Origin of the sequence: Ekhidna sp., assembly GCF_040220215.1 — a bacterium.
Taxonomy (GTDB): domain Bacteria; phylum Bacteroidota; class Bacteroidia; order Cytophagales; family Cyclobacteriaceae; genus Ekhidna.
In genome coordinates, this window is record NZ_JAVJTR010000011.1 from 568,481 (window position 1) to 582,348 (window position 13,868).

Here is a 13,868-nt window from a genome sequence, read left to right on the forward strand (position 1 = left end):
CTTTGTCTGAAAAAATATCTTTGAAAAGAAATCGATTCCCATATATACTGGGTTCCTCACTTTTGGTACTAACCATTGGAGCTGCATTCCTGGGGTTTTTTACTTATAAAAACCTTGACCAAATAATTGGGTCTTTAGAAAAGGAAGTTGAACCAAACATAAATCTTCTCTTACTTAATAATATCACGCTTGAACTTCATGCAGTTGAAAACTCCATGGAGCGATATGTGTACACAGGCGAAGACCTGTACATGAATAATTTCAAAAAAAGCATAGCATCTGCTGTTCGAATAATAGATACACTCAAAAAGCAAAATGATGATAGAGTTGTCCTTAATTCATTGGATTCACTTCAAAACCTAATTCTGAACAAAGGAACAGTTTTATCTCAGGTTGCTGATCTCGATTATGAGTCAATGGAAGAAACGTTTGCCAATCTGAAACTGCAACTAAATGACATTCAAACCAAGCAAATTTTAGAAGACACCCTCCTTCGAAAAAAGCGTGGGTTTCTGCAAAGTCTTTTTGGGAAAGATGAGCAAGTAATCGTTTCAGATACTGTCGATATTTATGAGTCGAATGAATATAAAGATTTGATTAATAGTCAACTTGACTCAATTGCAAATCGATCACAACGAAGGGCATATAAACAAAAGTTAAAAGAGTTTTCACTTCAGCAGGACCATCAGGAAATTCAGACTCAAATTTCATCCCTCCTTGCCGAAATGGAAAAATGGGAACTAAACCGCATAAGGGATCACGCTGCAAAAGCCAGGGAAATTGCCCGATATACTAACAAGTATGTCACCATGTTCAGCATTGTGATGCCGCTTCTGCTGCTTATCACTTTTTCTGTTTTGGTGATCTATATTCTCCGCACAAAAAAGCATCAGGAAGCAATGGATTCATCTCGCAAAAACGCCTTAAAACTTGCGAAGGAGAAAGAACAATTCTTGGCCAATATGAGTCATGAAATCAGAACCCCGATGAATGCCATTGGTGGATTTGCTAAACTTTTACTAAAAACTGATCTAAATCAGGAACAGGAAGAACATCTTCGAATCATAGACAAATCCACCGAGCACTTAAATCATATCCTCAATGATGTCCTGGATTTTTCTAAACTTCAAAGCGGCAAAATCAAGCTGGCAAGGAAGCCTTTCAAGCCGGCTGAGCTACTCCATGATACAATAAAACTTCTGGAAGATAAAGCCGAAGAAAAGAATCTGAGGCTGGAGTATGAGGTTCAAAACCTACCAGAAATTGTGATTGGAGACCCATATCGTCTCAGACAAATACTTCTGAACATCATCTATAATGGCATAAAGTTTACCGACAAGGGAGGGGTTTATGTTACAGCAAGACAGGAAAAAATCACAAAAAAAGGGATACAGATCACTTTTGAAATTATGGATACAGGGATAGGTATCCCATCGACGCGAAAAAAACACATCTTTAATGAATTCGAGCAGGTCAATCGTGATGACAAGCGTAAAGGAACCGGGCTAGGACTTTCCATTACTAAAAGATTGGTGACCATTCACCGAGGCAAAATAAAAGTGGACAGTACCGAAGGAAAAGGCTCCACTTTTACAGTAACCCTACCCTATTTATTGGCTGACAAAGACACAAGGGCCGTCAAAAATTCCGTAATGGAAGAAATAGAATTGAGTAATATGCACATCCTCATTGCTGATGATGAGGCATTTAACAGAAAGCTACTAATTGCTATTTTCAAAGAACATGATGTCACATTTGATATTGCCGAAAACGGAAAGGAAGCTTATGAGCTCCTGAAAAAAAAGAAATATGACATTGTGCTGATGGATTTTAGAATGCCTGAAATGGACGGCCCTCAGGTGGCTGAAAAAACGAATGCGGAAAAAGGGATCAATGCAAAAACACCTATTATTGGCTTGACAGCAACCGTGTCGGATCAAGATCTAAAAGAAGCCAATGAATCAGGTATTGTTGATGTGTTGCGAAAGCCATTTGATGCTGAAACCCTCCTATCGCTAATAAAAGAAACCTATATATCATCCAACATGAAACAAGAAAGACAGCCAAAAGACGTTGAAGGAATGTTCGACCTGGTTGCCCTCAATAAGATGGGTGATGAAGCATTCGTATTAGACATGGTAGAAACCTTCATAACCAGTACGCATGAGAATTTACGTCAGCTAGACAAAAGGGTTAAAGAGGAGCAATGGAAGGATGCTGCTGAAGTGCTGCACAAAATCATAGCCCCAGCCAGGCACCTGAGAGCAAATGAGCTGGTAAGTCTACTGAAAAAGCAAGAAACAAGCGCCCGGGCAGCTGATCCAATTTCAAAAGAGGATTATCAAAAAATCAAATCATCTACTCAAAATCTCGTTGAGGCGCTTCAATTACATTTACAGAAAAAGGGGAAATAATGAGCGAACAATCATTCAAAATATTTGTGGTAGAAGATGACGAATGGTATAGAAAACTACTCGTTCATACGCTTAGTTTAAATCCAGATCACCATGTCAAAGCATTTGAGGATGGTGCTTCCATGCTCGCTGCTCTGAAAGACAAACCACAACTTGTCACGCTTGACTTCCGCCTACCGGACTACTCTGGATCTGAGCTCTTTGATAAGATTAAAGCTATTGATCCTTCCATTGAGGTTATCATAATCTCTGAGCAACAGGACATTGAAACTGCCATAAACCTACTCAAAAAAGGAGCTTACGATTACCTTACCAAAACAGATGACATACGTGATCGATTAATCCATGTATTGAACAAATTGGGTAAGAATAAAAAATTAGAAGCGAGGGTTGAATCCTTGCAGGAAGAGGTTGAGAAGAAGTATGAGTTTCAATCTAATATCATAGGTCAGAGTCCCGATATCAAACGAGTCTTTCGTTTGATCGAAAAAGCAATCTCTACTAATATCACTGTGATGATCACAGGTGAAACGGGTACAGGAAAGGAGGTAGTTGCTAAATCCATTCATTATAATGGCAGGCAAAAAACCAAGCCTTTTGTTCCTGTAAATATGAGTGCTATTCCCAAAGACTTAGTTGAAAGTGAGCTTTTTGGTCACGAAAAAGGCTCCTTTACAGGAGCTACGGGAAAACACATTGGGAAATTTGAACAAGCTCATGGGGGCACACTTTTCCTGGATGAAATCGGAGAAATGGATATTGCACTGCAAGCGAAATTACTCCGCGCATTGCAGGAAAAAGAAATTATCAGAGTAGGCGGATCAGCTACTATCAAAGTAGACTGTAGGGTAATTGTTGCAACTCACCGAAACTTACAGCAAGAGGTGAAAAATGGTAACTTTAGAGAAGATCTTTATTACCGCCTTTTTGGATTGCCAATAGAATTACCGCCACTCCGGGAAAGGGATAAGGACATTATCATCCTAGCCAAACACTTTGCAGGGCTATTTGCTAACGAAAACGATCAGGAATTAAAGACCTTTAGTAAAGAAGCCATGCAAAAACTGATGAACTATTCGTTCCCCGGAAATATACGCGAGCTAAAGTCCATCGTAGAACTGGCTATGGTAATGGCAGACGGTGAAGAAATCATGCCGGATGATATCACATTTGCCCAAAAGGATGTATTAGCAGATATTTTATCAGAAGAGATGAGCATGAAAGAATATCAAATGCGTATTATCCACTCTTACCTAAAAAAATACAATGAAGACATCAAGCTAGTTTCAGAAAAGCTTGATATAGGCCAATCCACCATCTATCGGTTGCTGAAAGAAGAGAAAGAATCCTCTCAATAAGATACATTTTCTCAAATTGAGAAATATCATCATCTTGTCTTAATCATAACTTACTGATTACTAGTGGTTTAATTTTAAGGCACATCGATTGAGTATTCATAGTCGGAATTAAAACAAACGGCATGAAATATATAAAATCGATATCAATCCTAATTTTAGTTGGCTTTCTTTCTACTCCTGCAGTAGGTCAGCAATTAAAAACCGGAACCAGTTACAACACCGCTATCGGTGTTCGAGGATTAGGTACCTCCGGGTTGACAATCAAACATTTCACAGAATCCAATAAAGCACTTGAAGGTATTATCGGATTTTACCCGAATGCTTTCTCGGCTACTTTATTGGTGGAAAGATATGCCCCGGCATTTTCAGAGCCGGGATTGAATTGGTATTACGGTATTGGTGGCCATGTAGCTACTCAATCAGACGTAGTGAGAAATGACGGTCTCTATAGAAGAGAGACTTCCGAAGTAGGATTTGGAATAGACGGAATCTTCGGAATCGAATATAAAATACAGGAAGTACCTATTGCAATGAGTTTGGACTTCAAACCATTCTTTGAGGTAGCAACTGATGGCGATGCATTCATCGCTCTCGACCCTGGACTTGGAATCAAAGTAACTTTTTAATCAATGAATCATGGAACTAATAGCACTTGCATACATCCTACTCGGAATTGTGGTATGCACAATCGCACACTTAAGTACTTATAGAGATACTTATGAAGAACGAGTTCCGGTAATATTCAGATTGAGCGCATTAAAAAGATGGGTCAAATCAATTCTAAATCAAGTAAAATTTTAAACATATATCAATTATGAATAAGCAAACCAAAAACATACTAGCCGTGGTAATTGGCTTGGCCATTACCATAGGTCTTGCAGCGGTGTTTATCTCCATGCAAGAAGAGAAAGAAGAATTAACCGTACAATCGGTTAAGCTAGAAGAAGAACTACAAAAAAGGGATTCTGCCTACAATGAAATAATTGACATCATGTATGGGGTAGAAAATAAAATAGAGCGAATTAAAAAACGTGAAAACCTATTATCTGAGGTCAGCAATACCAGCGACTTTACATCCGCAGATAAAAAGCAGATGGTCAAAGACATGAGCATGATTGACAGTCTGATTGTGCAAACGAATGAGACGGTAGCAAAGCTTGTTGCTAAGCTCGACAATGCGAACATCAATCTTAATTCTTTTAAGAATAGAGTAAATCAACTTGCGAGTGAACTGGAAGATCGGAAAAAATCGATAGCCACACTAAGAGATGAATTGAAGCAAAAAGATGTGGCGATTGCTGAAATGACCTCCGACATTAAATCCCTGGAGTATCGCGTAGAAACACAGGAAGAAACCCTGGGCACACAAATGACGAAAATTAACATGCAGCAAGAAAAGCTTAACAAAGCATTCTTTGCCATAGGGTCTGAAAAGTCACTTATTGAAGACGGACTTGTCTCTAAAGAAGGTGGATTTCTATGGTTTGGAAAAACCAATGAACTTGATCCGGATGCGGCTAAAGACAAATTCAGCCAAATAGACATTCGAACAACAAATCGTTTGATTGTTGATGCTGAAAAAGTTGATTTGATCACAGAGCACCCTTCAGACTCTTATGAGATTGTAAAAGAAGGCCAAGTGATCAAGTATATAGATATCAAAAACCCGGACAAGTTCTGGGAAATATCAAAATACCTGGTTGTAGCTGTTAAAAGCTAGGATCAGTTATGGGTTGTGGTGACTCTAAGGGCCCACGTACCAGTGGGCCCTTCTTTTTAAATTATTTTCAAGCTTAAAACTCGAAACGACATGAAAACTAAAGCAATATTATTAAGCATATTTTTTATCACCTCAGGATTATTAATGGCTCAACGAAGTGGTATAAAAGGCGGGGCAAACTTCTCCAACCTTTACGTGGATGACGTGAGCGACGAAAACATGAAGATCGGACTTAATCTGGGTTTATGGCATCAGGCGGCAAGTGGAGCACTTCAGACAGAGCTAAACTATTCAAATAAAGGTGCAGAGGTCATTTATAATGGCGCACTCGGAAGTGGCAAATATCGATACAATCTGAATTACCTGGAGATGCCAATACTTTTCGTTGGGCATGTGGGAGATTTCAACCTTCACATTGGTCCATACATTGGTTTCCTTGTTGGTGCTAATATCAAAGATGTTGATTCAGACGGAAATATTAATCAGGTAGCACAATTAGATCGGGATGACTTCAACACTTTTGACTATGGTCTTTCCGGTGGTGCAGCAATCGAATTTGATGCAAGTCAAATCGGGCTAAGATATAACTATGGATTAAGAGAGATCGGCAAGTCCGGATCTTTTGCAGGTGAAGCAGCCAATAATGCAAAGAATTCAGTCTTTCAACTTTACGTAGCATTTGACTTTTAAGACTTGTCTTGTCCTCATCTGAAGAGCCTTCCCGAGTATAGGGAGGGCTTTTTTAATTTAATATTGTTTGTTATACGATTAGGAAACTAATTGAATGATCAAACGTATATCCTTTCAAATGAAACATACACAACTAGGTGAATTTGAAGAGCTGGTTCTCTTGTTGGTAGGCTCTTTAAATGAAAATGCTTACAGTATTTCCATTAAGAAAGAGCTTCAGGAAAGAACCAAAAGGAGCCCCAGTATCGGAGCTTTGCATTCTGCATTAAACAGGCTTGAGAAGAAAGGGTTTATTGATTCGCATGAAGGAGGAGCAACATCAGAAAGAGGTGGACGCAGAAAACGATTCTATCAAATCACCGCATTCGGGAGGAAGGCATTGGATCAGTCTTATGAATTGAGATCTGCACTATATCATACGCTACCTAAAGTCAGCTATGCCGGAGAATAGAAACACCAACTCATTGAATCCTCCAAAGTGGCCAGATAAATTCCTGGGCTGGTTTTGCCATGATGATCACCTGGAGATTCTAAGAGGTGATGTGTATGAGCTCTATGAGGAGCGTATTGAAAACATGAAGAAATGGAAAGCAGATCTTTTATTCATTCTCGATGTATTAGGTCTCTTTCGCCCTTTTGCATTTAAAAAAAGAAGTCAAAACTTAACTCAAATTGCCATGTTCAAAAACTATCTCAAAATCACTTATCGCACTTTTGTCAGGCAAAAAGTCTATTCATTGTTAAATGTTAGCGGCCTGGCCATTGGTCTCGCTTGCTGTATGCTCATTTGTTTCTACATCTATGATGAGTTGAGCTATGATACTTTTCATTCTAAATCTGATCGTATTTATCGGGTTATAGAAAAATTTGAAAGCGAAGGTGTCGGCGAACATTCTGCAAGCTTACCCTTCCCTACCGGTCCAGCGCTCAAGGTTGATTTTGACAGGCAAGTAGAACAGGTAGTACGTTTTTTTAATTTCCAGTCTCCATCACTAGCACTGACGAACAAAGCAGCAGATAAGGGCTTCAACGAATCAAATATCTTCTTCGCAGACTCAACCTTCTTTGATGTATTTGATTTCAGGATGATTGCCGGGAATAAGAATACGGCACTGAATGAACCAAACTCCATTTTGATCACCCGATCCATGGCAAAAAAATATTTCCGTGATGAAGACCCAATGGGTAAGACATTGGAGTTTCAGGGAAATCAAAACCTATTGGTTACCGGAGTGCTTGAAGACACACCAAATAATGCACATTTTAAGTTCGACTTTATCGTTTCATTCTCTACGCTGAAGCAGGCTTTTGGAGGGGGATATCCGACTACCTGGTATTGGAATCCATGCTGGACATACATTGTGTTGGAAGAAAACACCAACAAAGAAGACTTTGAGGCTCAGTTACCTGAGTTTGTCTTGAAATATTTTCCCGATTTTGTAAAAGAGGATATTGAACTTCAGCTTCAACCTATTGAGGATATTCACCTGCATAGCAAATTGGACTATGAAATCACCGCAAATAGTGACATAAAGAATGTGTACATATTCGGGCTTGTGGCCATTATAGTTTTAATCATTGCTTCAATCAATTTTATAAACCTCAGTACCGCAAGAGCTAATAAGCGTGTCAAGGAAGTAGGCGTCCGCAAATCTCTGGGAAGTCCCAAGTCTCAACTCATTAACCAATTTATTTTCGAGTCAATTCTACTAACATTTTTCTCATTGATAGCTGCAATAGTCATTGTAGCAATTGTACTCCCTGGATTTAATCAACTCACTGAGAAATCTGTAAACCTGGCGATTTTACTGGAGCCGATTTTTCTTTTTGGACTTATTGGTTCCGGGCTGATCATTGGGCTTCTGTCCGGGTTTTATCCGGCCTTTGTATTGTCTTCTTTCAAAACAGTGTTAGTGCTAAAGAATGGCCACTTAAAGACCAGTGGACTTTTGTTCAGAAGGATCCTGGTAACCTCACAGTTTTCCATTTCTATCATGCTGATTATTGGTACCTTGATTGTGCTGAGTCAGCTAAACTTTCTTCAGAATAAGGACGCAGGATTTGATGAAGAGAATGTGGTGATGATACCCGTTATCCAATCGCCAATGGGAAACCATTATGAAAGCTTCAAGACGATGGCCATTCAGAGTCCTCATGTTAAATCAATGACCGCTGTGGAAGAAATTGTGGGTGCAAAATTTCAAGTGGGTAACTATCAATTTGAAGGCATGGAGCAGTCAAAACCGTTTCCCCGATTTAATGTAAGACATGAGTTTATCTCAACAATGAATATTCCTTTGGCTGCAGGCAGAGCCTATGATCAAACCATCCAAACGGATGATTCGCTGGCACTTGTGATTAATGAAACCATGGCCAAAACTCTTGGCTGGAGTGCCGAAGAAGCTATTGGCAAACGTTTCAAGTTCAAAGGTGAATTTAGAGGTCAAATCGTTGGAGTGGTGGAAGATTACAATTTTGCCTCAAAACATCATCCTATTGCTCCCCTGGTAATTACGTTGAACACACACCCCGGTGCTTTTAATCTCTTCATAAAATATGTAGCAGTGAAAATAGATGGGCAACAAACCCAAAGTGCCATTAGCGATTTGGGTACCGCATGGACTTCCGTCCTTCCTGACCGACCATTTGATTTTTTCTTTCTCGATGATCGCTTAAATGATTCCTATAAGTCTGAACAAAAACTTAGCAGCGTAACGCTCATTTTCTCCATTCTGGCCATTCTTGTTGCCTGTTTAGGATTGTTCGGGTTAGCTACCTTCAGTGTAGAGCAGCGAACAAAAGAGATTGGGGTTCGAAAAGTGTTGGGCATCAACACTTCACAAATATTGATGCTTCTTTCAAAAGAATTTATGCTATTGATCGCAGTAGCTTTCCTTATAGCTATCCCACTCGCATACTATTCTTTAAATCAATGGCTAAATGGATTTGCTTTTCGGGTGGATATAGCGTTTTGGCCTTTTATAATTGCCGGAGTAGTGACCTTTATAATATCTATGGTTACGATCGCATATCACGCGATGAAAGCATCCTTTATTAATCCTGTGGAGACGTTGAAATGTGAGTGAGGGATAGTTAGCCTTCTCTCCAGTTTTCTATTGTTAGTGAGGGGATTCTTTGAAATTCGCTGACATTTGATGTCACGAGGGTTAAGTCATTTCCCAAAGCAGTTGAGGCTATTAGAACATCATAGGGGCCTATGGGTCTTCCGTTGCTCTCTAGATTGACCCTGATTTTAGCTGCAATTATTGATTCTTCCGTTTTAAATGGAAGAATTTCAATATCCTTTAAAAACCCTAGAACTGCGTCTTTGATATCCTTCTTTAAATTGATGTTTTTCGATAAGCCATAATGCAACTCATACGCAGTAATGGACGATATTTTTACCTGAAGCGGGGAAAGTGATTGCAGTTTTTTTAATGTGGGCCTATCTCCTTTTACAAAATCGCTAACGACGCAGGTATCTAAAAGATAATTCACTTAGAAAATGGCTTGATTTGGAGCTTTTAGGTTATCTCTTGATTTCTCAAATGGCTCTAGTGATGGATCACCTTCAAACTTATCCATCCACTTTCCCCATGATGTATTTTTATCTTGCTTCAAAAGAAGTTCGATAGCTTTTCTAAAAGCAGCACTTCGAGAAATCCCTTTGCTTTGAACATAGGCCTCAAATTGCTCTTTCAACTTATTCGGTAAATAAATGGATAAGTTCATTATACAAATATATTATAATATATTATACGAAAAGACTAGTAATCCGTTTTGATGGACTTATTCAATGGCAAACCAAGTTGATAGCTAATACTCTCATCTTTTGTTTCATCTGCAACATCCAAGCCGTATTTGATTTTTCGGGGGTCATCATACACGAAGGTGCCAAAAATTCGATCCCAAAGAGAAAAGATGTTTCCAAAATTGGTATCTGTCCATGGGCGCTCAAAATGGTGGTGGAATTTGTGAACATTTGGTGTAATGAATAAATAACTCAGCGGCTTATCCAACCAAGTGGGTATAGAAATATTTGCGTGTGAAACGTAGGTGAAGAAAATTGTACAAATCCGGTAGAATACATAAAATGAAACCGGTATTCCAAAAACGATCACCGTACCAATGGCAAAACATTCCCTCAATAAGTAATCACCGGGGTGATGACGAGTTCCGGTGGTTGCATCCACTTTTGTATCACTATGATGTACCATATGAAACTTCCACATCCACTTCACCCGATGCAACATATAGTGTACTACATATTGTGCGATAAAATCAAGGGCCATCACAGCAATCAGCAATTCAGCCCACAATGGCAGGTCTACCCATTGGAGCAACCCGACGTTGGCCTCACTTACCCAAAAGAAAACGCCTACAGTTACAATGCCAACCAAAACATTGATTACCAGTGAAAAAGAAAGGAAAACCAGGTTGATCCCATCATGTCTCCATTTTTTGTATTCATGTCGGACCAATGGAATTGCAGCTTCCAAAATCCACACGAAAAGCAAACATGCTACAACCCAAGCAAGTTTTTGGATGGCAGGCATATTTTCAAACAAGACAAGAAAGTCCTCCATGGTATACTGGTTAATTCTTTAACGAATATACAACAGAGGACTCTAAATGAATGTTTCTAAAACTCGCAATTACCCGGCGTACGTGGGAAAGGGATGACGTCTCTGATATTGCCCATGCCGGTAACAAACTGGATCATACGCTCAAATCCAAGTCCATATCCACTGTGAGGAACTGTTCCAAATCTTCGCGTGTCGAGGTACCACGAAAGCTCTTCTTTTGGAATGTTCATTTCGTCCATACGTGTTTCCAGGTTTGCTTTTCGCTCTTCGCGCTGGGAACCGCCAACTATTTCACCGATTCCGGGAAACAATACATCCATTGCAGCTACGGTCTTTCCATCATCGTTTTGTCGCATGTAGAATGCTTTGATATTCTTCGGATAGTTGTAAAGGATTACTGGTTTTTTGAAATGCTTTTCCACCAGGAATCGCTCATGCTCAGACTGAAGATCTGCACCCCACTCCTCTATCAGGTATTGAAACTTCTTTTTCTGGTTTGGCTTGGAGCGTTTTAGGATTTCAATAGCCTCTGTATAAGTGACACGCTCAAATTCATTTTCAGCAATAAATTTCAGTCTCTCCAATAATGACATTTCGCTTCGTTCATTCTGAGGCTTTTGCTGTTCCTCATCAAGCGCACGCTTATTCAAGAACTCAAGGTCATCCTTACAATTTTCCAACGCATGCTTCACCATGAACTTGAGCATCTCTTCAGCTAAATCCATATTGTCCTCCAAATCATAAAAAGCCATTTCAGGTTCCACCATCCAGAACTCCGCTAAATGACGGGTAGTGTTGCTGTTTTCTGCGCGGAAAGTTGGTCCGAACGTATAAATCTCTGAAATAGCCAATGCTGCCAACTCCCCTTCCAGTTGTCCTGATACAGTCAGGTTTGTCTCTTTCTCGAAAAAATCTTGTTTATAATCAACTTCACCCTCATCATTTTTAGGTACGTTGTTCAGGTCCATTGTCGTCACCCGAAATGTCTCTCCTGCACCTTCTGCGTCTGATGCAGTCAAAATTGGCGTGTGGAGATAGAAAAAACCTTTTTTATGAAAAAATGTATGGAGCGCATAAGCCATCTCATGGCGAATCCTCAAAATAGCTCCGAAGGTGTTCGTCCTTGGTCTTAGGTGAGCGATCTCGCGAAGAAACTCCAACGAATGACGCTTTGGCTGAAGTGGATACTCATCCGGGTGTGCTTCACCCAACACCTCAATATTTTCTACTAAAAGTTCTACCGACTGTCCTGCACCTTGAGATTCAGCCAATTTTCCGATCGCAGAAATACTCGCCCCGGTTGTAATTTTTCTTAGGAGCTGCTCTTCCATTTTTGGAACATCCAGCACCAGCTGTAAATTATTGATGGTAGAACCGTCATTCAGCGCTACAAAGGCTACATTTTTGCTTTCGCGCTTTGTTCTTACCCAACCTTTTACACATAATTCTGCTCCTGATTTTCCATCGTGCAGAATTTGCCTGATTTTTGTTCTTCTAAATTTGTTCACCATCTTTAAATATTTGCGCGGCAAAAGTAACGAATGTGATATTTTTGGCTCAATTAGTGAGGTCTTATACTTTTAGGCTTGCCTCTTTGTAAGACTTTATTAAATATTATGCTACTAGAGTTTACTCAGGGGGCACTAATTAGGACTTTAAAATGCAAAAACTCTCACTTACTCAATCTCTTCAACAAAAACTGTCTCCCCAACAGATTCAGTTTATAAAACTATTGCAGGTGCCTACTGCAGAATTAGAGGCACGTGTGGAGGAGGAGTTGGAGATCAATCCTGCATTGGAAGAAGGAAAAGAAGAGAAAGAGCAAGATGAACAGACGGATGAATTCGAGGAGGAGTATGATAGTACTACAGAAGGGATAGAGGACTACTTGCAAGATGACTATGCGGGATACAAAATGCAGGGGGACGGAAGAAGCCCTGATGAAGAAGACAAAGAGTCTCCGATCTCTATGGGAAAAACCTTGCACGAACACCTCATTTCGCAACTTGGGTATTTGAAATTAGATGAGAGGCAAGAGATTCTTGGACGTCAGTTAATTGGGAGCATTGACTCGGATGGCTATATCAGAAGGGAATTAGAAGCGATCGTAAATGACCTGGCTTTCTCACAAGGAGTAGAAACGGATGAGGAAGAGTTGGAAAGTTTGCTTTACAAAATTCAAAATTTTGATCCGGCCGGAATTGGCGCGAGGAGCCTTCAGGAATGCCTTTCCATTCAATTGGATAGAAAAGATGAGGATAGTGAAATCGTTCAAATCTCAAAAAGAATTATCGATAGTTGTTTCAATGAATTTTCTAAAAAACACTACGATAAAATAGCCAGGAAGCTTAGCATTGACAATGAGGACTTACTTAGAGAGGCTATCTATCTGATTACGAAGCTTAACCCCAAACCTGGTGGAACAGGAGATGATATTGTAAAAACACAGTATATCATTCCTGATTTTATACTGGTAAATAATGATGAAAAACTGGAGTTATCACTCAATTCAAGAAACGCTCCACAACTAAAAGTAAGTCGCTCATACTCCGAAATGCTTCAGGCTTATGACAAGAGTGACAAAAAAGATAAAAAACTCAAAGAGACTGTTTCGTTCATCAAGCAAAAGCTGGATTCAGCCAAATGGTTTATTGATGCCATTCGCCAGCGACAGCAAACGCTGCTAAATACCATGCAGGCCATCATCGACTTTCAGTATGAATATTTTCTTGAGGGAGATGAAAGTAAGTTGAGGCCGATGATCCTAAAAGATATTGCAGAACGTATAAACATGGACATATCCACTGTGTCCAGGGTGGCGAGTAGCAAGTCAGTACAAACAGAGTTTGGGGTGTTTCCACTTAAATATTTCTTCTCCGAAGGCATTTCGACCGAATCAGGTGAAGATGTGAGCAGTCGGGAAGTGAAAAACAAGCTGCGATCTTTCATTGAAGCTGAGGACAAATCGAAACCACTATCCGATGAAAAATTAGAAAAAGCACTAAAAGAGTGTGGCTACAACATCGCCAGAAGAACAGTAGCCAAATATAGGGAGCAGCTAAACATACCTGTGGCACGCCTCAGAAAAGAGCTTTGAAGA

The 13,868-nt window shown here is 39.8% G+C and carries 13 protein-coding genes; 9 read left to right on the forward strand and 4 right to left on the reverse strand.

What is annotated here, in order from left to right; translation table 11 throughout:
- Nucleotides 1-20 precede the first annotated feature (20 nt).
- The 8 genes from RIC88_RS06955 (at nt 21) to RIC88_RS06990 (ending at nt 9,268) form a co-directional block, all read left to right on the forward strand.
- Nucleotides 21-2,414, forward strand: a complete 2,394-nt coding sequence (locus RIC88_RS06955; RefSeq protein WP_350216797.1) for an ATP-binding response regulator — start codon at nt 21-23, stop codon at nt 2,412-2,414.
- Nucleotides 2,414-3,772, forward strand: coding sequence for a sigma-54-dependent transcriptional regulator (locus RIC88_RS06960; protein WP_350216798.1), 1,359 nt, complete (start codon nt 2,414-2,416; stop codon nt 3,770-3,772). The genes RIC88_RS06955 and RIC88_RS06960 overlap by 1 nt, the downstream gene beginning before the upstream one ends.
- Nucleotides 3,773-3,894: 122 nt before the next feature.
- Entirely contained in the window at nt 3,895-4,398 is a 504-nt protein-coding gene (locus RIC88_RS06965) for a hypothetical protein (RefSeq protein WP_350216799.1), read from the forward strand.
- A gap of 10 nt (nt 4,399-4,408) precedes the next feature.
- Entirely contained in the window at nt 4,409-4,573 is a 165-nt protein-coding gene (locus RIC88_RS06970; RefSeq protein ID WP_350216800.1) for a hypothetical protein, read from the forward strand.
- A gap of 13 nt (nt 4,574-4,586) precedes the next feature.
- Nucleotides 4,587-5,492, forward strand: a complete 906-nt coding sequence (locus RIC88_RS06975; RefSeq protein WP_350216801.1) for a Cbp1 family collagen-binding glycoprotein adhesin — start codon at nt 4,587-4,589, stop codon at nt 5,490-5,492.
- A gap of 90 nt (nt 5,493-5,582) precedes the next feature.
- Nucleotides 5,583-6,182 carry a porin family protein gene (locus RIC88_RS06980; protein ID WP_350216802.1) on the forward strand — a complete coding sequence of 200 codons (600 nt, stop codon included), beginning with the start codon at nt 5,583-5,585 and terminating at the stop codon, nt 6,180-6,182.
- A 118-nt stretch (nt 6,183-6,300) separates the two neighbouring features.
- A complete protein-coding gene (locus tag RIC88_RS06985) occupies nt 6,301-6,633 on the forward strand; it encodes a PadR family transcriptional regulator (protein WP_350216803.1) in 333 nt (110 codons plus the stop codon).
- Complete coding sequence (locus tag RIC88_RS06990; protein WP_350216804.1) at nt 6,620-9,268, forward strand: ABC transporter permease; 2,649 nt, start codon at nt 6,620-6,622, stop codon at nt 9,266-9,268. The genes RIC88_RS06985 and RIC88_RS06990 overlap by 14 nt, the downstream gene beginning before the upstream one ends.
- Before the next feature lie 7 nt (nt 9,269-9,275).
- Here RIC88_RS06990 and RIC88_RS06995 read toward each other — a convergent pair whose 3' ends face one another.
- The 4 genes from RIC88_RS06995 to asnS are packed head-to-tail and all read right to left on the reverse strand — an operon-like array spanning nt 9,276 to nt 12,279.
- Nucleotides 9,276-9,680 carry a type II toxin-antitoxin system VapC family toxin gene (locus tag RIC88_RS06995; protein ID WP_350216805.1) on the reverse strand — a complete coding sequence of 135 codons (405 nt, stop codon included), beginning with the start codon at nt 9,678-9,680 and terminating at the stop codon, nt 9,276-9,278.
- Entirely contained in the window at nt 9,681-9,914 is a 234-nt protein-coding gene (locus tag RIC88_RS07000; RefSeq protein ID WP_350216806.1) for a ribbon-helix-helix domain-containing protein, read from the reverse strand. It lies immediately after the preceding gene.
- Nucleotides 9,915-9,949: 35 nt separating this feature from the next.
- Nucleotides 9,950-10,768 (reverse strand): sterol desaturase family protein, encoded by an 819-nt coding sequence (locus RIC88_RS07005; protein ID WP_350216807.1) that lies wholly within the window; start codon nt 10,766-10,768, stop codon nt 9,950-9,952.
- A gap of 56 nt (nt 10,769-10,824) precedes the next feature.
- On the reverse strand, nt 10,825-12,279 hold the full coding sequence (asnS, locus tag RIC88_RS07010) for an asparagine--tRNA ligase (protein WP_350216808.1): 1,455 nt from the start codon (nt 12,277-12,279) through the stop codon (nt 10,825-10,827).
- Nucleotides 12,280-12,428: 149 nt separating this feature from the next.
- Here asnS and rpoN point away from each other — a divergent pair, with 149 nt between their 5' ends.
- Nucleotides 12,429-13,865 (forward strand): RNA polymerase factor sigma-54, encoded by a 1,437-nt coding sequence (gene rpoN / locus RIC88_RS07015; RefSeq protein ID WP_350216809.1) that lies wholly within the window; start codon nt 12,429-12,431, stop codon nt 13,863-13,865.
- Nucleotides 13,866-13,868: the final 3 nt, after the last annotated feature.

Coding starts and splice junctions, on each gene's coding strand:
- RIC88_RS06960 (WP_350216798.1), top strand. CDS start 2,414: ATGAGCGAACAATCATTCAAAATATTTGTGGTAGAAGATGACGAATGG.
- RIC88_RS06965 (WP_350216799.1), top strand. CDS start 3,895: ATGAAATATATAAAATCGATATCAATCCTAATTTTAGTTGGCTTTCTT.
- RIC88_RS06970 (WP_350216800.1), top strand. CDS start 4,409: ATGGAACTAATAGCACTTGCATACATCCTACTCGGAATTGTGGTATGC.
- RIC88_RS06975 (WP_350216801.1), top strand. CDS start 4,587: ATGAATAAGCAAACCAAAAACATACTAGCCGTGGTAATTGGCTTGGCC.
- RIC88_RS06980 (WP_350216802.1), top strand. CDS start 5,583: ATGAAAACTAAAGCAATATTATTAAGCATATTTTTTATCACCTCAGGA.
- RIC88_RS06985 (WP_350216803.1), top strand. CDS start 6,301: ATGAAACATACACAACTAGGTGAATTTGAAGAGCTGGTTCTCTTGTTG.
- RIC88_RS06990 (WP_350216804.1), top strand. CDS start 6,620: ATGCCGGAGAATAGAAACACCAACTCATTGAATCCTCCAAAGTGGCCA.
- RIC88_RS07000 (WP_350216806.1), bottom strand. CDS start 9,914: ATGAACTTATCCATTTATTTACCGAATAAGTTGAAAGAGCAATTTGAG.
- RIC88_RS07005 (WP_350216807.1), bottom strand. CDS start 10,768: ATGGAGGACTTTCTTGTCTTGTTTGAAAATATGCCTGCCATCCAAAAA.
- asnS (WP_350216808.1), bottom strand. CDS start 12,279: ATGGTGAACAAATTTAGAAGAACAAAAATCAGGCAAATTCTGCACGAT.
- rpoN (WP_350216809.1), top strand. CDS start 12,429: ATGCAAAAACTCTCACTTACTCAATCTCTTCAACAAAAACTGTCTCCC.